This is a genomic window from Pseudomonadota bacterium (assembly GCA_039033415.1).
Classification (GTDB): domain Bacteria; phylum Pseudomonadota; class Gammaproteobacteria; order Xanthomonadales; family SZUA-38; genus JANQOZ01.
Genome location: JBCCCR010000033.1, coordinates 61177 through 80406 on the forward strand (window position 1 = coordinate 61177; position 19230 = coordinate 80406).

Sequence of the window (19230 nt, forward strand, 5' to 3'; positions counted from 1 at the left end):
GGTAAGATTCAAACAACCGTTTAAACCGAAGAGCTGACGCCGTGAGCACCGCCCCATACCCCCATTTGTTGAGTCCGCTGGACCTGGGCTTTACCCAGCTAAGAAACCGCGTGCTGATGGGTTCGATGCACACCGGACTTGAGGACCGGCGCCACAACTACGGTCGGCTCGCCGCTTACTTTGCTGAACGCGCTGAAGGGGGCGTCGGGCTGATGGTGACCGGCGGGATTGCGCCCAGCATCCGCGGCTGGCTGGCCCCGCTGGCCTCGAGCCTGGTTTCCGGATTTCAGGTTGGCCCGCATCGGCAGGTGACCCGAGCCGTTCACGCCGCGGACGGCAAGATCTGCATGCAGATCCTGCACGCCGGCCGGTATGGGTACCACCCGTTTATTGTCGGCCCGAGCAACGTCAAATCGCCGATTACCCCGTTTAAACCGAAAGCACTCACGTCGCGGCAGGTCGAGAAAGAGATCCAGAAGTTTGTCCGCTGCGCGCGCCTGGCTCGCGAGGCTGGCTATGACGGCGTGGAGATTATGGGTTCCGAGGGTTACCTGCTGAATGAGTTCAGCACGCCTCATGTGAATCAACGCAGCGACCAGTGGGGCGGCAGCCCGGAAAACCGCCGCCGGCTGGCGGTGGAGATCGTGGAGCGGACCCGCGAGGCGTTGGGTGATGACTTCATCCTCATCTTTAGACTGTCGCTGCTCGACCTCATCGAGAAGGGCTGCGACTGGTCGGAAATTGCGGCGCAGGCCAGAGCGGTCGAGGCGGCGGGCGCCACCCTGATCAATAGCGGTATCGGCTGGCACGAGGCCAGGATCCCAACCATCGCCACCATGGTGCCCCGCGCCGCTTTTGCCGGCGTTACCGAGAAGCTCCGCAGTGAGGTCAACGTACCGGTGATCGCCACGAATCGGATCAATACCCCAGAGGTGGCTGAACAGATCCTCGCTACGGGTCAGGCGGACATGGTGTCGATGGCCCGGCCGCTGCTCGCGGACTCCCACTTTGTCAGCAAGGCGGCGGCGGACAAGGCGCATACCATCAACACCTGTATCGCCTGTAACCAGGCCTGCTTGGATCACACGTTCAAAAACCAGCGCGCGAGCTGCCTGGTGAATCCTCGCGCCTGTCACGAGCTTGATCTCAAGATCTCCGCGGCCGGGAGGCCGAAACGCGTTGCGGTGGTAGGCGCGGGCCCGGCCGGGCTGGCCTGCGCGGCGACGGCCGCTGAGCGCGGGCACGAAGTGGTCCTGTTCGAGGCCTCGGAGGCGATCGGCGGCCAGTTCAACATGGCGCGCCAGATTCCCGGCAAAGAGGAGTTTTCCGAGACGCTGCGATATTTTCGGCACCGTCTTCGCGATGCTGGCGTCAAGCTGCGAACCGGCCAGCGCGCAACCGCTGAGCAGCTGGTCGGCAGCGAATACGATGAGGTGGTGCTCGCTACCGGCGTGCTGCCGCGGACCCCGGACATCCCGGGTCTCGACCATCCGAGCGTCCTGTCTTATCTGGACGTGCTGTCGGCCCATGTGCCGGTCGGCAAGCGGGTGGCCATCATCGGTGCGGGCGGTATCGGCTTTGACGTGGCGGAGTATCTGCTTCACGAAGATCCAGCTGAGGCGGGTACGCCTGAGCATTTCTTTCGAAGCTGGGGCATCGATCCAACCTTCGAAACTCGCGGCTCAGTGGCGGGTCTTGAGCGAGGGCTTGAGGAAGCTCCGCGCGAGATCTGGTTGCTGCAGCGTCGGACCAGCAAACCGGGCGCCACGTTGGGGAAAACGACCGGCTGGATCCATCGTCGAAATCTGGCGGACCACGGTGTCAAGATGCTGAACGGCGTCAGCTACCGGCGCGTTTCCGACGAGGGGCTGGAGATTTCCATCGGCGAAGGTAAGCCGCAGACACTGGCGGTCGACAACGTTGTGGTCTGCGCCGGTCAGCTGCCGCGTCGCGATCTGCAGACCGCGCTGGAGGCCGGCGGCGTGAATGCTCATTTGATTGGTGGGGCCAGCAAGGCCGCTGAGCTGGACGCCAAACGGGCGATCAAAGAGGGGACGCTGCTCGCCGCATCCTTCTGATGCCTGGCATTTGAGGGGGCGAGCTTAGCGCTCGTTGGCGTGGTCGAAAGAGTTCGCGACTACTGGCGGTCAGTTGCGCTGCGGCGCGAGCTTGCTATGCTTTTCGGGGACGATGATAGTCCCCATCAGCCCTTAAACACCGACGACTAAGGAACCCTTTCATGACGGATCATGAGTCCAGCTCAGGCACCTCTTTAGATTCTTCTTCACCCGACGCGCTCGAGCGCCAGGCCAACCAGTGGGGGATGTTTATCCACTTCGGCATTCTGGCCGGCTTTGTTGTTCCGTTTGCTGGCCTGGTTGTGCCGATCGTCTTGTGGCAAATGAAAAAGGACGAACTGCCGCGCGTTGATGCCCACGGCAAGGTGGTGGTGAACTGGATGCTCAGCAGCCTGATTTACGGCCTGGTCTGCGGGGTGCTGACGCTGATTCTGATTGGCGCGCTCGGCTTCCTCGCGCTGGGAATCGCCACCGTGATCTTTGCCATCGTCGGGGGAATCAAAGCCAACGACGGGGAGATCTGGGAATACCCGGCCTCTATTCGTTTCCTGAAGTAACGGTCATCCCGCGCGGGCGGGGTCCTCAGGCGGCGAACTGCAGGCTCGCCAGGTGAGCGTATAGCTCGGACTCGCGGGTGAGCGAATCGTGTGTTCCCTGTGCCACAATCTTGCCGTTATCCATCACGAGAATTCGGTCAGCCTGGCGCACGGTAGCCAGGCGGTGCGCGATGATCAGGGTGGTTCGTCCTTCCATAACCGCGTCCAGCGCCTGCTGCACGACACGCTCGCTCTCGGCATCCAGGGCGCTGGTCGCTTCGTCAAGCAGCAGTACCGGCGGGTCGGTGAGCAGCGCACGGGCGATCGCAATGCGCTGTGCCTGGCCACCCGATAACCGGACGCCGCGCTCGCCCAGGAATGTGTCGTACCCTTCTTTCAGATCCGTAATGAAGTCATGGGCAAACGCTGAACGGGCCGCTTCCTCGACCTGCTCCCGGCTTGCGCCCGGATTGCCGTAACGGATGTTTTCCAGAGCGTTGCTGGAAAACATCGTCACATCCTGGGCGACGAGTGCCAGCTGGCGGCGGTAGGCCAGGAGGTCGAGCTCGCTGATCGGGACGCCGTCCAGCAAAAGCTGACCGGCGGTCGGGTCGTAGAATCGCATCAAAAGCTGAAACACGGTTGACTTGCCGGCACCCGAAGGGCCGACTAGCGCCACCTTTTCGCCGGGCTCGATCGTGAGCTGGATGTCATCCAGGACCCGCCGCTCCAGGCGAGAGGGGTAGGCGAAGCTCAGGTTGTTGAAGTCGAGCCGCCCTCGAGCTCTGGACGCCGCAGGCCGAGGATTGGCCGGCGAACGAATCTCCGGCTCCAGCTCCAGCATCTCCAGTATCCGTTCGAGTGCCCCCGCGGCGCGCTGCAGCTCGCCGTAGACCTGGGTCAAAGCGCCGGTTGTCGTGGCCGCGATGATGGCGTAGAGCACAAACTGGCTGAGCGTGCCGGCAGACATTGTGCCTTCGATTACCTCCTGAGCCCCGATCCACAGGACGCCAATCATCCCGCCAAACATGAGCCAGACGATCAGGATACCCATGATGGTCTCCGCGCGGATCCGCTGGCGGGCGATGCCAAAAACCGCCTCGGCGTTATCGCTGAAGCGCTTCGTTTCGCGAGCGTCCTGGGCGTACGACTGCACCGTTTTAATGGCGTTGATCGTTTCCGTCGCCGTGGCGGACATATCCGCGATCCGATCCTGATTGGCCTTCGACAGACGTCTGACCCAGCGCCCCATGAACACGATCGGGGCGATGATCAGTGGAATCAGCAGCCCGATCAGCAGCGCCAGCCAGGGGCTGGTGATGATCATCATGGCGCTGGCCCCGAGAAACATCACCGCGGAGCGAAGCGTAATGGAAAACGTGCTGCCGACCACCACCTCGACGAGCGTTGTGTCTGTGTTGATCCGGGACAGCACCTCACCCGTGCGGGTTGTCTCAAAAAACGCGGGCGAAAACGACAGGATTTTCCGATAGACCGCGCGCCGGAGGTCGGCGACCACGCGCTGTCCGATCCAGGAGACCCAGAAGTAGCGGAGGCTGGTGAACAGCCCCATCGCGAGCGCCACGCCCAGGAGCAGCAGAAAGTATCGGGTGATCGCGGACTGCTGTGCGGGATCGAAACCCAGGTCGATCATCTGCCTCACGGCAATCGGGAGGCTCAGCGTGGTGGCAGCTCCCAGCACCAGAAGCGCCAGCGCCAGTAGGAGCTTGGACAGATAAGGCTGAATGAAGGGCCAAAGGCGCTTGAGAATCGCCAGATTTTTGGAGGGTTTTCGGTCTTGATCCGCCAACGGCTGGGTCGCTTATCGATTTGCAGCGCAAATTGTCTCACAGGAGACGTGCACAACCTGTGCGCGCTGAGGCGAGGGCGCGCAACGGGGTGAATGAATCGGCAAGCGCAGGCCTCGGCCTCGCGCGCGGCTGCGAGGCCCGCGTTGGGTCAGTCAGCCGTCGGTCAGGTCGGTGAGCGGCAGCTGGTTGTCAGCGATCCATTGTCGCAGGTCGGCCGGCAAAGGCGTATCGTCTCGATGCTGCTGATACACCTCCCAGGTGGCCAGAAATCCCTCCCGGTCGGCGTTCCGAGCGTGAAGCCTGAGCTGTTCCCACCAGAATTCGGGGGAGTCCAGCGCGGGCGCCGCTTCGGTCGCGTCCGCAACTGAGGTTACGCCAGTGTCGACTGCGCCGGCACCGACGGCAGGCGCTGACCGGTCCTGCGGCGCGCTGAGCTCCGGCGCGGTCACCAGTGGACTGGTCCTCGTGGGGCCCGAGGGCAGGTTAGGTTGCACCACCTTAGCGAGTTGAAATACCAAGGTTGTGCACAACGCCAGCGACGCTGCGAGGCTGGCTGGCCAGATCCAGCGACCGCCCGGCGCCGGCCGGTGGGCCCGTTCGCGAATTGCGTCATCGACTGACATCGCGGGACCACGGATTTCAGTCTCCTGCGTCAGCGCCTGATACGCCCGGGCAAGTTTCGGGTTCGATTCCAGTCGCTCCGGTGCGTCTCCGATCGACTTCGGACCGGCCTCAAAGTTCGTCATAAAGTCCTCCCAGCGCTTTTCGCAAGCGCGCGGTGGCGTAACGCATCCGGCTTTTAACGGTCTCCCGGCCGCAGCCGCAGATGCTTGCAATTTCCCGGAGCGTGAGGTTTCGCTCCAGGTGCAGCAACACAGTGCTGCGCTGTTCCAGCGGTAGCTCCAGCAGCGCTCGATGGAGCGTCTGAGCCACCTGGCGGCGAGTCGGTTCGTCTGTCTGTGGCTGATCTGGAACCGCTTCCGGTGCGGCCAGGGGCAAGGACCGTGACTTGCGATACCAGTCGATGATCCGGTGGTGCGCGATCCGGTAGAGCCAGGTTTGAAACTGTGCCTTGGGCCGATAGCGTCGGCGCGCATCTACAACTTTAAGCCAGGTGTCCTGGTAGATTTCCTCTGCCTGCGCCTGACGCCCCACGTGGCGATAGACAAAACGAAATAACCCTGGTCCGTGGCGGCGATAAAGCTGATCGAACGCCGCGCTGTCGCCGGACGCAAACGCCTGCATGAGCGTCTCGCTGCCGACGCTGTCCGCCTCACCGCGGGCCTGGTCGTTTTGCCCGGCGTTGGCAGCCGGGTCGTCGCTCGGCGAGGCCTCGCTGCCTTCGTCCAAAGGCCAACGCGCGCCTACGACGCCTTCGGTTCCGGTTATTCCCAAGCTGACGGTCTCCACGCCCCAGGACACGGCAAATCTCTCGAAAACATAAACGGCTGATCCAGCGTGATGGGGTTAAACCGCGCTCGGCCTTGCATCATGAGCTTTGCCCGTCTTCCCGCTTCACCTCGGTCACCGTCGAACCCACCTCGCCCTCGGCCAGGCGGGTGATGAGGGCTTGGCCGGGCTTCAGCCCAGTGCTGGAACGGATCACCGCGCCCTCGCTGTCGTAGGTTACCGAATAGCCGCGGTTGAGCACCGCCACGGGGCTGACCGCTTGCAGGCCGCGGCTGGCGGTATCGAGTTGCCTGGCGCTCAGCTCAAGCCGGCGGCTCATGGCCTGGCTGAGCCTCCGAACCAGGCGTTCAAGGTGCTGGCGATCGCTGGCCACGGCAACTGTCGGATTCCGCTGCATCAGTCGGTGGGTAAGGGACCCAATCCGCTCCCGATAGCGTCGAAGCTGACCTTGCTGCTGCTGTCCCAGCCGCCGCAAGAGCTCGCTGAGACGCTCCCGTCGCCGGTGGATCCTGGCGGCTGGCTGCGCTCGGCCGAGCCGATCAGCCAGTTCTCCCAGCCTCAGCTGGCGCTGCGCCTGGTTTGACTGAAAACGACGAAGGAGCAGCCGGGTCAGCTGCTCGACGCGTCGCTTGAGCTCAGCGCTGTCGGGAACGAGCAGTTCCGCGGCGGCAGAGGGCGTGGCCGCGCGCGCGTCAGCGACAAAGTCGGCGATGGAAAAATCCACCTCGTGCCCCACCGCGCTGACCACGGGCACGGGACACGCGGCGATGGCCCTCGCCAGGGCCTCGTCGTTGAAGGCCCAGAGGTCTTCCAGCGATCCGCCGCCGCGGGTCATCAATACCACGTCGGGAACCAGCGCGGCTGCGTCTCGGAGTGCCTTGATGAGCGCCGACGGCGCGGACTCGCCCTGAACCAGACTCCCGCAGACCGTCACGCGCACCGCGGGAAACCGTCGTTCGAGCACGCTCAGCACGTCCCGCAGGGCGGCGCCGGTCGGTGACGTGACCACCGCAAGGTGCTTCGGAAACGTCGGCAGGGAACGCTTTTTGGCCGGATCAAAGAGCCCCTCCGCAGCCAGCCGCTTCTTAAGCGCCTCAAACTGGGCCCTCAGCAGCCCCTCACCCGCGAGCTCAACGGACTCGACGATCAGCTGATATTCGCCCCGCGCTTCGTAGAGGCTGACCCGTGCCCGCACCACAATATGCATGCCCGCCGCGAGCTTCACGCCGGCTCGCCGATTGCGGAACAGCGCGCAACGCACCTGGGCGCTGGCGTCCTTCAGGGTGAAGTAAGCGTGACCGGAGGCGGGCGTCGACAGGTTGGAGATTTCGCCTTCGAGCCAGATCAGTCCGAACTCTCCCTCGAGCAGGCTCCGGATCTGGCGATTGAGGCCGCTGGGTGTATAGATCTGTCGTTCGCTGAACAGGTCGTTGGTGGACACGGTCTTCCTGCAATCGCGGGCCTGGCCCGCCGGCCGATAAATGTAGCACGTGCCTTTGGCTTCGCTAATGAGATAAAATGGGGCGATTTAGTCGGGCCGCCTCCCGCCCCTGCATAAGGAACCTGGCCGATGCGAATCAAACAAGACGCGCTCACCTTCGATGACGTGTCCCTGATCCCTGCTTACTCCAACGTTTTGCCGTCCGAGGTGGATCTCACCACGCGCTTCACCCGGGAAATCGCCCTGAAAGTCCCGCTCGTGTCATCAGCGATGGACACGGTCACCGAAGCTCGCCTCGCAATCACCATTGCCCAGGAAGGCGGGATCGGTGTGATTCACAAGAATATGACCCCGCAGGAGCAGGCGCGCCAGGTTCGGCAGGTGAAGAAATTTGAGGCGGGGGTGATTCGGGACCCGATTACGGTCGGCCCCTATACCACCATCCGGGAGGTACTTGAGCTCACCAACGCACGAAACATCTCCGGCGTGCCTGTGGTGGACGAGGAAGGCCTGGTCGGGATCGTCACCAGCCGAGACATGCGCTTTGAGCGCAAGCTCGACGACCCGGTCCGAAACATCATGACCCGCCGCGACGACCTGGTGACCGTATCGGAAGACTACGAGTCTGACGAAGTACTCCAGCTGCTGCACAAAAACCGCATTGAAAAGGTGCTGGTGGTGAACGATGCCTTTGAGCTGCGCGGCCTGATCACCGTCAAGGACATGCAGAAATCCAAAGAGCATCCCGACTCCTGCAAAGACGAACACGAGCGCTTGCGCGTTGCGGCGGCAGTAGGCGTGGGCGGCGACACCGAACAGCGCGTGGCCATGTTGACCGAATCCAACGTCGACGTGATTGTCGTCGATACGGCCCACGGTCACAGTGAGGGAGTCTTGGCCCGGGTGCGCTGGATCAAAGAGCAGTATCCGGATGTGCAGATCGTGGGCGGCAACATCACCACGGCCGAGGGCGCCCTGGCGCTGGTCGAGGCCGGTGCTGACGCGGTCAAGGTCGGCGTTGGGCCTGGGTCGATCTGCACCACGCGGGTAGTGGCGGGCGTGGGTGTGCCGCAGGTGTCGGCGGTGATGAACGTCGCTGAGGCGCTCAAAGAGCACAACGTGCCGCTGATCGCTGACGGTGGCGTACGCTACTCCGGTGACCTGGCCAAAGCGGTGGCGGCCGGCGCCCACAGCGTGATGATCGGCGGGCTGTTTGCCGGGACCGAAGAGGCGCCCGGCGAGGTTGAGCTGTACCAGGGCCGTTCCTACAAAAGCTACCGCGGCATGGGATCCATCGGCGCGATGCAGCGCGGCTCCTCCGACCGGTATTTCCAGGATGAGGTCACCGAAGACAAGCTGGTGCCGGAGGGCATCGAGGGCAGGGTGCCGTACAAAGGCCCGCTGCGAGCGGTGCTGCATCAGCTCGCGGGTGGTTTGCGTTCCAGCATGGGCTACTGCGGCTGCGCGACGCTGGACGACATGCGGCAGAACTCGGAATTTGTTCGGGTCACCAACGCCGGCGTCCAGGAGTCGCACGCGCACGACGTGACGATCACCAAAGAGCCGCCCAACTATCGACCGCAGCGCTGAGAGCCCTGCCCAATCCATGACTGCCAATCCATGACAGCCAATCCATGACAGATATCCATGATCACCGTCTGCTGGTGCTCGACTTCGGTGCCCAGTACACGCAGCTGATCGCGCGCCGGATTCGGGAAATCGGCGTCTATTGCGAGATTTTTCCCTGGGATGCGCCGGAGGCGCTGATCACCGGCCTCAAGCCGAGCGGCGTGGTGCTGTCGGGTGGGCCGGAGTCGGTTCACGGTGACAGCACGCCGCAGCTCCCGGAGTGTGTGGTGGAGCTCGGCGTCCCGATCCTGGGCATCTGCTACGGCATGCAGGCGTTGGCGGCCTACTTTGGCGGCACCGTCGAGGCGGCGGACCGGCGGGAGTTTGGCTATGCGTCGGTGGAGCCCGTCGGGAAAAGCCCGCTGCTGGACGGCCTGAGCGATCGGGAGTCCGATCAGCCCAGGGAGCTCGACGTCTGGATGAGCCACGGCGACCACGTGGTGGTTGTGCCGGAGGGCTTTGAGTGCGTCGCGCGCACCGCTTCTGCCCCTATTGCGGCCATGCAGGATTTGGATCGAAAAATCTTTGCGCTGCAGTGGCATCCGGAGGTCACCCATACCCGCCAGGGCGAGGCGATGCTTCGCCATTTTGTCCTGGATGTCTGCCGCTGCGAACCGCTGTGGACGCCGGCGTCGATCGTTGAGAGCACGATTGCGGACGTGCGGGAGAAAGTTGGCTCCGATCAGGTGCTGCTCGGACTCTCCGGCGGTGTCGATTCGTCGGTGGTCGCCGCGCTGCTGCACGAAGCGATCGGCGAGCAGCTGACCTGCATTTTCGTGGACACCGGCCTGCTGCGGCTTAACGAAGGTGATCAGGTGATGGCGACCATGGCGGCGAATATGGGCGTCAAGGTGCTCAGGGTCGATGCGTGTGAGCAGTTCTTCGGCGCGCTGGCCGGCGTGACTGACCCCGAGCAGAAGCGCAAAATCATCGGTCGGAAGTTCATCGAGATTTTTGACGCAGAGGCCGCCCGGCTCGATGGCGTACGCTGGCTCGCTCAGGGCACCATCTACCCGGACGTGATCGAATCGGCCGGTGCAGCAACCGGTAAAGCCCACGTCATCAAATCCCATCACAACGTGGGCGGGCTGCCGGAGGATATGGCGCTGGAGCTGGTTGAACCGCTGCGCGAGCTGTTCAAAGACGAGGTGCGGAAAATTGGGCTCGAGCTCGGTCTTCCTCGCGAGATGGTATTCCGCCATCCGTTTCCGGGGCCCGGTTTGGGTGTTCGCATTCTTGGTGAGGTCAAGGAAGAGTTCGCGGACCTTCTGGCTCGTGCGGACGATGTGTTTATCGAGTGCCTCCACGAGGCCGGGCTTTACGACGACGTAAGCCAAGCTTTCGCGGTGTTCCTGCCGGTCAAATCGGTTGGCGTGGTTGGCGACGGCCGCGCCTACGAGTACGTCATCGCGCTCCGAGCGGTCGAGACGGTGGACTTTATGACGGCCCGCTGGGCACGTTTGCCTTACGATTTCCTCGAGCACGTGTCCCGGCGCATCATCAACGAGATCAGCGGCATTTCCCGCGTGGTCTATGACATTTCCGGCAAACCCCCCGCCACCATCGAATGGGAATAGCCGCCGACGAGGCGCTCATGGCCCGAGCGCTGCGTCTGGCCAAGGATGCGGAGCGTCTGGGAGAGGTGCCGGTCGGCTGTGTGATTGTGCGGGACGGAGAGGTGGTCGCTGAGGCCCACAACGCGCCGATCAGCGTTCATGATCCGACGGGCCACGCCGAAATTCGAGCGCTTCGCAGGGCGGGTGCAGCGGTGTCGAACTACCGGTTACCGGAGTGTGACCTTTACGTCACGCTGGAACCGTGTGCGATGTGCACCGGAGCCATGATTCATGCGCGGATTCGCCGGCTGGTCTTCGGCGCCCCGGACCCGCGCACCGGTGCCGCGGGTTCAGCGATTGATCTGACCGATGGCAGCTATGGCAATCACCGGCTCGACGTCACCAGCGGCGTGCTGGCTGACGAATCCTCTGCGATGTTAAGGGCGTTCTTTCGAGCGCGACGCTAGCCTGCCGGCGGTTCTTTAGTCCCGGCGCTTGCCGGAAACCGTGTCCATCAGCCCGTCGTAGTCGAACTTGCGGGTCATTTCCTTGAGGTCGCCGGCGAGCGCTTGGTCGATGGTCTCCAGCTCGCCGATCAGGTTTTCCAGGCCGTCGACGTCGGCACGCTCGGCGGCTTCGCCCAGCGACTTTGCCACGTTGGCCGGAATTCTGACCTCGCGCGGCGGCGTTCGGTGCTGGGCCTGCTTCAACGCGCTGTCGATGGTGGCCGTGAGCTCTCGCGCCATAAAGGGCTTGATCAGCAGCGTGTCGGCCCCCGCGCTCAACAGCTGATCGGCGCTGACCCCATCGAGCGAGTCGCAGATGGTCACGATGGCGCTGGTTGGGAGCCGCGAGCGTACTTCGCTGACCATCGATACGGCGTCGGGATTGTCGCTGCAGTCGAGCATCACCAGCTGGGCATCCAGGTTGTCGCTGGCTTTGCTCAGATTTTCGATCCGGCTTACGGGCTGTCCCTGATGAGCGAGCGTGTCGCTGATGCATCGGTTATGAAAACTGTTGTCGCCGACGAGGAGCAGGGACGGAGTTCGGCCCTGGGTATCTCGACGACGCCGATTTTCGGTCACGGAAACCGGAACCTTCACCGTGAAGCAGCTTCCCTGACCGGGTTCGCTCTCCGCTTCGATTGACCCCTCAAGCTGCTGGGTGAGGTCGCGGCAGATTGCCAGCCCGAGGCCTGCGCCCACCTGTCCGCCAACCTGCTCGAGCCGGAAGAACGGTTCAAAGACGCGCGGCATCACTTCAGCCGGGATTCCGCAGCCGGTATCGGTAACGCTCAGGGAGAGCTGCTCGTCCGTACCGAGTTCACCGGTAATCAAAATCTCACCGGCCTGCGTGTGCTTGATAGCGTTGTCGACCAGGTTCACCAGGATCCGGCGCAGCTTGACGCGATCGGTATGCACCATGCAGTTGTTGTCCTGCATCTTCCAGCTTAATGACACGCTATCGGGCAGGCCGGTGGCGTTAAACATCTCCGCAACGTCGCTGATCAGCTCAAACGCTGAGAAACCCGTTCCCTCCGGCGTAGCTTCGCTGGTTTCTCCCAACTCGCTGTCGATGGTGGACAACATGGCATGACATTGCGTTTCGACCTTGGTCAGGCATTCGCGCTGCCGTTCGGTCAAAGGGTCCTTCTGCATCATCTGCGAATAGCCGCGGATTGCGTTCAGCGGCGTTCGCAGATCGTGGCAGGTTTTCGCCAGCGGCGTATCGTTACGAACCTTCGGCCGCCCTAAGGGCACCCTCGGCTGCACGGCGCACACCACGGACGCCGGTCGCCCTTGTGCGTCCGGCAGCGTCTTGCCGAGGATGCGAACCTCCGTGGCGGTCTGCGGGTCAGTGCCGAGATAGCAGGTGCATTCGAGGTCGCGGCCGGTTTGCAGACTGCGGCGCAGTCCGTCCGCGAGCTGATCCCGGGTGCTGTCGGACACGAGCGCCAGAAAGTCTTTGAGGCGCGCCCCCATCATCGGGGAGTCGATGCCCGCGATCTGACACAGCACGGCATCGAGCGTGATTTCGTTCCGCTGCGAATCCCAGGTGAGCGTTCCAAAGTCTTTGGTGTCGTGTGAGAAATCCTGATTGGCGGCCGTTTCATTGATCATGCCGGCAAAAGGGCCGGGCATGGGGGCGTTGGCGACTAAACCCTTGGCGATATCGATGGTTTGCTGTTCGCCGCCGGTGCCGAAGTTAGCCGGTATCAGCACATCCCGGGAGGCCTTCTTGCCGAGGAAGATTTCTTTCAGTGTGGGCCGTGGATCGCTCATGGAGTTGGTCCGTCAGGGTTAGTGGGTGGCGCTCGAGATCGTGCAGTTGCGCCCGGCGCTCTTCGCGGCGTAGAGCGACACGTCAGCCTTTTCGACGAGGTCGGAGATCGATTGACCTGGCTCAAGCTCGGCGATGCCCACCGAGATGGTGACCTGTACCCGCTTATCGCGAAACGCAAACGGGCAGTTGCCGATCGCCTCGCGGATCTTCTCGGCGACGGGTACCGCCTTTTCCAAGGGCGTTTCGACCAGGAGGATCACAAACTCTTCGCCGCCGTAGCGGCAGACAAAGTCGGATTTGCGAAGGTTGCCGGCGATCAGTGCGCCAACCTCAACGATCACGGTGTCGCCCGCCTTGTGGCCGTAGCGATCGTTGACCAGTTTAAAGTGATCGATGTCGGCGACGGCCAGCGACAGCTTGTTGCCGTAACGCACCGCGCGCTCAAACTCCTGCTGCGCGCGCTCCAGAAAGCCTGATCGATTGGGCAGCCCGGTGAGCGGGTCCAGCTGCGTTTTGACACGCAGATGGCTGATTTCGTTGTAAAGCTCGTTGCATTCAGCGTGCGCTTCGCCGAGCTTGTCCTGAAGAAGGCCGATGCTCGCTTCAAACTTCTTGTGCCGGATGGCTTCCACCTCGTTAAACGTATTGAGCGTGCCGGTCATCTGATCGACCTCACTCTCAACCGCCTGCTGGAGCTGGCGCAGGTTGGTGGAGCTCGCGATCTTTCCTCGGATACTCTCAGCGCCGCGAGACAGTTCTTCCTGCAGGCGTGTGCGCTCGGCGTAGGCATCTTGTTCGTCGCCTACGCTGCTCTTGATGCTGGCCTCCAGCTCGTCGAACTGCCCGGCCATTTGCTGCACAAATTCTTCGAAGCGCTTCTGCTCAGTGCGTCGGATCTCGCCAGCCAGCTCAGCCACCGATTCCAAAATGTCTGGCATCGAGTCGAAGACCAGGGTTTCGGCGAGCTGTTTGCGCAGCGCGTTGACCTGCTCGACCTGCACCTCGTCACTCTCGAGATGATTCACCAGGACCAGCAGCGTATTGCGCATGTGCTCAAGCGCTTCGGCGGTGGCTTCAGAATCCGCGGCCGCCTGTCCGGTGTCCCCGGCCGGCTGGCCCTTTTTGCCGTCACTCGGCGCAAGGCGGGCCTGGAGGGCACCCTGCAACGTCTCGTGGTATTCCTTCAGAAACTTCTGAAAGTCGCAGCGATCGTTCCGCAGCGAGTTAGCAAGGCTCTTGCGCTTGCGGCGAAGCTGCCAGCCGGGCTTCAGCAGGTCGATAACGTGCAGCAGGCGATGACCGATGTTGGCATTGTCGGCGCGGGTGCGTTTGGTTTTGGCGTCGATGGCCAAAATGCCTTTTGAAACCTCGGCGACCAGGGCTTCCACCACCGGTGCGCTGGTGGTGTTGCGCATCTTTTTGCGCAGCATACCCAGCTGGGCGTCGAGCTCGTCGTCGATGCCCGACGCTGCATGGCTCATGCGAATGATGCCGTTGCGAAGCTGTTCAACCAGCTGCTCCTGGCCACGTTCCGAGGCCTCAGCCTGAGAAGGTCTAGGGGAACTGCTGGGTGAGGTAGCGGTATTCACAGCCATCTTGTTGTCTCGCTTTTCACAGGTTTACTGCGCTCTGTTGGTCAGATCCCGAGCTGGCGGTTCGGGGATTTCGGGCTTCATTTCTTTCATATCGGCCGGTGGCTCAGATTTCTGAAGCATTTCGCCGACATTTGTCACATTCTTTGTCGGCAGCACCAGGGAAACCTCAACCCGCCGGTTGGTGGCGCGATTTTCGGCGGTGTCGTTAGGGACAATTGGCCGCGTGTCGGCGAACCCGCGAATCTGGAGCCGATCGGCGGCAAGCGCGGCTTCGTCGGTCATGTAGCGAACAAACGCGGCGGCTCGAGCCGAGGAAAGCTCCCAGTTCGACGGATAGCGCGCGGTCTTGATCGGAACATCGTCGGTGTGGCCCGCGACCACCACCTCGCCCTCGGTAACCTTCAGCGTCTCGGTCATCTTTTCGAGGACCGGCAAAAACTGTTCGCTCAGCGTGGCACTGCCCGACTCAAACGAACCCTTTTCCCGCACGCGAATGGCCACGCGCTCAGGCGTGGCGACAACTTCGATCATGCCTAGCTCAATTTCTTCGTTCAGGGCTTTGGCGATCATCTTCGCGGCCTCGAGGATGGACGGATCGATCGGCGGCTTGTCGGTGGGATCTTCGACCGGCTGGTCAGGCTTCTCCGTTGGGTCCGCCGTTTCCTCAGCCTTCCCCTTGAATTCGGAGTCGCTGAAGTCGAGGTTCTGCTTGTTCTGGTCGGTGGTTTCCTGCTGGAGGACGATGGTAAAGGTTTGGGTTGGCTTACCTGGACTGAACTCCTGGGCAATAATGCTCGTGCCTTTGGGGATTTCTTTGCTTTTGATCTGACGCTGGACACCGAAGGCTTCGCTCATCGAGCCGGCAACCTGCTTGTACTTTTTGATTTCCATTTCCGAAAACGACAGCAGGAGCACAAAAAAGCACATGAGTAGCGCCATAAGGTCGGCAAAAGTTGCTAGCCAACCGCCGCCTTCGCCGCCGTCCTCTTCTACGCCAGCGTCGAGATCGTCACTCATCAGGCGTCAGCCGTGGAGTACGCGTCGCGCTTATCCTGAGGCAAGTAGTTGATCAGCAGCTGCTCCAACACCTTGGGATGGGTGCCGCTTTGAATGCCCTGAATCGATTCGAGGATCAGCTTTTTGTTGAGCGATTCCTCGCGGCTGCGCAGCTTCAGTTTTTCGGCGATCGGAATGGCGATGGCGTTAGCGACCACCGCGCCATAGAGGGTGGTAAGCAGGGCCACCGCCATGGCCGGGCCAATGGTCTTTGGATCTTCCATGGTGCTCAGCATCTGGACCAGGCCGATCAGTGTCCCGATCATGCCCATGGCTGGCGCCACCTCACCGGTGGCGGTAAATGTATTGGCGCCCGTGGTCTGGTGCTGGATCGTCAGGCTGATGTCGTTGGACAGGCAGTGCTTGATGACGTCCGTATCCTGCCCATCGATACACATGTTGATGCCCTTGGCAAAGAAGGGATGGGAAATGGGCTTATCCTCAATCGCCAGGATGCCGTCCTTGCGAACGATGGTGGCAAGCTCCACGGCTTCATGAATCAGATCTTCCGGCGACTGTCCTTTGTGCAGGAACGCGCCGACAGCGACCTTGAACGAACCCAGAAACTGGGCCAACGTGATCCGCGACAGCACCACCATCAACGTACCGCCGATGACAATCAGCAGTGACGGCGCATTGATAAAGCCCAGCGCATTTCCGCCAATCAGGACGGCGCCAGTGATAATGCCGAACGCGCCCAACAATCCGAGTAGGGTTGCTATATCCATAAAGCTGTCTTTTGCCTGACTAACGCACCACGGGATGGATGCTCAGACTAGCTATCGACCGATCGGCAAAAACATTTAGCCCGAAGGCGCGGTTTGGAACAGCTTGGAGCGGGGATTTTTGGCGCGCGAAGGTTGGGCAGGGCACCCTGCGCCACGCCGACTGCGCCGGCCTGGGTTGAGGGACTCGAGAAGTCGCGCGAGGCGGGGAATCAGGCGTCGGCGGCCTGAGCCAGGTTTCGGTCGATGCCGGCCCCTTTTCGGTGCAGCAGCGACAGCAGATGCGCTTCGCTCGGATTGAGCTTGCCCCGCTGGACCAGCGCGTTGAGGCTGCGTCCCTCCGACAGCAGGTTCTTTGCGTCTTCGAGGGCTTCTTTGCCGTCATGTCGGGTTTCCAGGAGCGCCACGCGGCTCTCCAGCGAAGTCTGGCGCTGACGCTGGTCCATGGACTGGCCCAGATGGCCTTTCACCACGCCGGAGATGTCCTTCAGGTCCTGGCGGCAACGCTGCCCGTCAGCTTTGATCAAGCGCAGCTCCGTTAGATGATCGCGCTGCTGGTCGCGGCTGCTGCGGACCACAACCCAGGCCGTGACCAGGGCGCAGATGGCCAGGAGCAACGCGGCTGCGGAGACGATGGTCGGATCGATCATGCCGGTATTGCCCCTTTAGGAATCATTTCGGGGTCGAGGCGCGAACGCATCCGCGCCAGGATCTGGCCATGAATCTGGCAAACGCGGGACTCGCTAACGCCGAGGATCTGGCCGATCTCTTTCAGGTTGCACTCCTGATCGTAGTAAAGCGCCAATACCATTTGCTCCCGAGGCGGCAACGTTTCGATGACGCTCGCCAGGTATTCGCTGAACGCGCCGGCTTCCACATGGTGCTCAGGGTCATCATGCTCTTCCGCCGCGCTGCCGATGCTGTCACCCCGCTGCTCCAAGAGCGCATCCCAGCTGAAAACAGAAAAGGACACCGAGTCCTGAAGCAGGTTTCGATAGTCCTCAGAACTCATACCCATGCCGGCAGCAACGTCAGCCTCGCTGGCTTCGCGTCCCGTTTCACCCTCAATCTTCCGGATCACCTCTGACATCTCCCGGATCTTGCGGCGCGTTGAGCGCGGCGACCAGTCATAGCGGCGGAGTTCATCGAGCATCGCTCCGCGAATGCGAATACTGGCGTAGGTCGCAAAGCTGGCGCCGTGGCTGGGATCGAAGCGCTGCGCTGACTCGAGCAGGCCGATTGCGCCCGCCTGAATCAGGTCGTCCATGTCGACGGTGGGCGGGACTCTGGCCGCCAGATGCAGGGCGATCTTTTTGATCAGTCCCGTGTGCTCTTCGATCAGAATCTGCGGGTGTGCGCATTCTGGCTGCGCGTATGCGGCTAATCCGTTAATGGCTCTGCTCTCCCTTGTTGTGACCGGCATCCGGTTCGGTCTTTAGCAGCCGCTGAAAAAACGGGCTGTTTTGGGTTTGTTCACTTTCCGGCCAGCGGCGCACGGCTTCGCCAAGCTTGCGGAACGCGCTCGCTGCCGGGCTTCCCGGGTAGCGCTCCACGACGGCCCGCTGCTGCTCGACGGCGCGCCGAACCATGGGGTCTTCGGGAATGCCACCCACGTAGCGTGGGGACACATTCAGGAAGCGCTCGCAGGCAACCGCCAGCTTGGAATACATCGTCAGGCCGTCCTGGCTCGACTCGTTTCGATTGCTGAGAATATGAAATCGCTGCATGCCCTCATCCCGATTGAGGACCTTCATCAGGGCGTAGGCGTCGGTGATCGACGCAGGCTCGTTGCAGGCGACGATCAACAGCTCATCGCAGCCGCTGGCCATGAAGATCACGCTGTCCGAGATGCCGGCAGCCATGTCCACCAGCAGGTAGTCGATCTCTCCGGCAAGGGCCGCGAAATTGCGGCTCAATGTCTCGTGCTGGGCTTGGGTCAGGGCCATCATCTGCCGGGCCCCGGAGGTTGCCGGCACGATTTGAATCCCGGCGGGACCGGACACGAGGATCTCCTCGAGCGTCCGCTGCTTATTCAGGACGTGGGACAGGTCAAACGTCGGCTGCAGTCCGAGCAGGACGTCAACGTTCGCGAGGCCCAGGTCAGCGTCAAGAATCATTACGCGCTTATCGGCGCCGGCAAGATCCAGCGCCAGGTTAATGCAGGTGTTGGTTTTGCCGACCCCACCTTTGCCGCTAGCGATACCGATGACCTTGACCGGGCTGGCGTCCATGAACTGCTCCAGTTGTCCGCTGCTGGCGGTATTGCTTTGAGCCTGTCGACTAAGCACTGGCCTGCTCCCGGGTTTGTGTGGCGATCAGCTTGCGGGTGGCGGGGGATAGCGCGCCCGCGGCGAGCTGCGCGGCCCGTGCCGGGCGCAGATCTTCGGGAATTCGAGGTCCAGTGGACAGGTAGGACACCGCGATGCGGCGTTCCACCAGCGTGCTGATCAGCGGTCCGACATGTTCGAGCTGTTCAGCGTGGCTGAGGATGACGCCCTTGGGGTCCAGCAGGCTGAAGCGGGTGAGTGCCTGATTGAATATTGCCGGCGCCAGTGCCGCGGACAGCACCAAGTGGGGCCGCAGGCTGCTGATCTGTGCGTAGGCCTTCAGCTGCTCGATGCCTCGCTCTCCGTGAATCGAGATTCCCGGGCTGTCGACCAGCACCAGCGACTTATCCGAATGGTGTTCGAGCTGCTCCCGCAGCTGGCCGCTGGAGCGGGCGATGCTCAGAGGGACCTGCAGCAGCTGAGCGATGCGCTCGAGCTGGGCGCACGCGCCGATTTTCGTGCAGTCGGTGGTAATCAGCGCAATTTGATCGGCCCCATGGGCCAACAGGTAACGGGTGGCAAGCTTGGCGATGGCGGCGGTTTTCCCCATGCCCTGGGGGCCGGCCAGCAAAATGCGCCCGCCTTGATTCAGAATATTGTTGTTGGTCACGGGGATCTTGCGGGCCAGGCGAACCAGCACCTCGTGCCAGGTTGCCCGTATGCCGCCTTCCTCAAGGTTCTTGAGCAGACTCTCGCTGACGCTCCGGCTGATACCGCAGCTGGTTAGATACCCGGAACAGGCGGCGGCAATCGGCTCACGCTGAGCTAGATCTCGACCGGCCA

17 protein-coding genes are annotated in these 19230 nt (G+C 62.3%); 5 read left to right on the forward strand and 12 right to left on the reverse strand.

Going from position 1 to position 19230, the window contains the following annotated elements; all coding sequences use genetic code 11:
* Nucleotides 1–41 precede the first annotated feature (41 nt).
* Nucleotides 42–2078 carry an NADPH-dependent 2,4-dienoyl-CoA reductase gene (locus tag AAF358_22500; protein ID MEM7708341.1) on the forward strand — a complete coding sequence of 679 codons (2037 nt, stop codon included), beginning with the start codon at nucleotides 42–44 and terminating at the stop codon, nucleotides 2076–2078.
* A 161-nt stretch (nucleotides 2079–2239) separates the two neighbouring features.
* Nucleotides 2240–2635 carry a DUF4870 domain-containing protein gene (locus AAF358_22505; GenBank protein ID MEM7708342.1) on the forward strand — a complete coding sequence of 132 codons (396 nt, stop codon included), beginning with the start codon at nucleotides 2240–2242 and terminating at the stop codon, nucleotides 2633–2635.
* 25 nt (nucleotides 2636–2660) lie between these two features.
* Here AAF358_22505 and AAF358_22510 read toward each other — a convergent pair whose 3' ends face one another.
* The 4 genes from AAF358_22510 to xseA form a co-directional block, all read right to left on the reverse strand.
* Complete coding sequence (locus AAF358_22510; protein ID MEM7708343.1) at nucleotides 2661–4424, reverse strand: ABC transporter transmembrane domain-containing protein; 1764 nt, start codon at nucleotides 4422–4424, stop codon at nucleotides 2661–2663.
* Between the two features lie 153 nt (nucleotides 4425–4577).
* Entirely contained in the window at nucleotides 4578–5171 is a 594-nt protein-coding gene (locus tag AAF358_22515; GenBank protein ID MEM7708344.1) for a hypothetical protein, read from the reverse strand.
* On the reverse strand, nucleotides 5158–5820 hold the full coding sequence (locus AAF358_22520; GenBank protein ID MEM7708345.1) for a sigma-70 family RNA polymerase sigma factor: 663 nt from the start codon (nucleotides 5818–5820) through the stop codon (nucleotides 5158–5160). The genes AAF358_22515 and AAF358_22520 overlap by 14 nt, the downstream gene beginning before the upstream one ends.
* A gap of 94 nt (nucleotides 5821–5914) precedes the next feature.
* On the reverse strand, nucleotides 5915–7276 hold the full coding sequence (xseA, locus tag AAF358_22525) for an exodeoxyribonuclease VII large subunit (protein MEM7708346.1): 1362 nt from the start codon (nucleotides 7274–7276) through the stop codon (nucleotides 5915–5917).
* Nucleotides 7277–7405: 129 nt separating this feature from the next.
* Between xseA and guaB the strand changes: the two genes are divergently transcribed.
* Genes guaB through tadA form a run of 3 tightly spaced genes read left to right on the forward strand, consistent with a single transcriptional unit; the run spans nucleotide 7406 to nucleotide 10928 of the window.
* Entirely contained in the window at nucleotides 7406–8866 is a 1461-nt protein-coding gene (gene guaB, locus AAF358_22530; protein ID MEM7708347.1) for an IMP dehydrogenase, read from the forward strand.
* A gap of 44 nt (nucleotides 8867–8910) precedes the next feature.
* Nucleotides 8911–10482 carry a glutamine-hydrolyzing GMP synthase gene (guaA, locus tag AAF358_22535; GenBank protein ID MEM7708348.1) on the forward strand — a complete coding sequence of 524 codons (1572 nt, stop codon included), beginning with the start codon at nucleotides 8911–8913 and terminating at the stop codon, nucleotides 10480–10482.
* A complete protein-coding gene (gene tadA / locus AAF358_22540) occupies nucleotides 10473–10928 on the forward strand; it encodes a tRNA adenosine(34) deaminase TadA (protein MEM7708349.1) in 456 nt (151 codons plus the stop codon). The genes guaA and tadA overlap by 10 nt, the downstream gene beginning before the upstream one ends.
* Before the next feature lie 15 nt (nucleotides 10929–10943).
* Here tadA and AAF358_22545 read toward each other — a convergent pair whose 3' ends face one another.
* The 8 genes from AAF358_22545 to AAF358_22580 all read right to left on the reverse strand — a co-directional run.
* Entirely contained in the window at nucleotides 10944–12743 is a 1800-nt protein-coding gene (locus tag AAF358_22545; protein ID MEM7708350.1) for an ATP-binding protein, read from the reverse strand.
* An 18-nt stretch (nucleotides 12744–12761) separates the two neighbouring features.
* Complete coding sequence (locus AAF358_22550; GenBank protein ID MEM7708351.1) at nucleotides 12762–14333, reverse strand: GGDEF domain-containing protein; 1572 nt, start codon at nucleotides 14331–14333, stop codon at nucleotides 12762–12764.
* 30 nt (nucleotides 14334–14363) lie between these two features.
* Nucleotides 14364–15356 carry a MotB family protein gene (locus AAF358_22555; GenBank protein MEM7708352.1) on the reverse strand — a complete coding sequence of 331 codons (993 nt, stop codon included), beginning with the start codon at nucleotides 15354–15356 and terminating at the stop codon, nucleotides 14364–14366.
* Nucleotides 15356–16123: a flagellar motor protein PomA gene (gene pomA, locus AAF358_22560; protein ID MEM7708353.1), complete on the reverse strand. Its 768-nt coding sequence runs from the start codon at nucleotides 16121–16123 to the stop codon at nucleotides 15356–15358. The genes AAF358_22555 and pomA overlap by 1 nt, the downstream gene beginning before the upstream one ends.
* 209 nt (nucleotides 16124–16332) lie before the next feature.
* Nucleotides 16333–16770: a hypothetical protein gene (locus tag AAF358_22565; protein MEM7708354.1), complete on the reverse strand. Its 438-nt coding sequence runs from the start codon at nucleotides 16768–16770 to the stop codon at nucleotides 16333–16335.
* Nucleotides 16767–17543: an RNA polymerase sigma factor FliA gene (locus AAF358_22570; GenBank protein ID MEM7708355.1), complete on the reverse strand. Its 777-nt coding sequence runs from the start codon at nucleotides 17541–17543 to the stop codon at nucleotides 16767–16769. Before AAF358_22570 ends, AAF358_22565 begins: the two co-directional genes overlap by 4 nt.
* Nucleotides 17509–18408 (reverse strand): MinD/ParA family protein, encoded by a 900-nt coding sequence (locus AAF358_22575; protein MEM7708356.1) that lies wholly within the window; start codon nucleotides 18406–18408, stop codon nucleotides 17509–17511. Before AAF358_22575 ends, AAF358_22570 begins: the two co-directional genes overlap by 35 nt.
* A partial coding sequence (locus AAF358_22580) for a hypothetical protein (protein ID MEM7708357.1) occupies nucleotides 18401–19230 on the reverse strand: 830 nt, incomplete at its 5' end. The genes AAF358_22580 and AAF358_22575, both read right to left, overlap by 8 nt.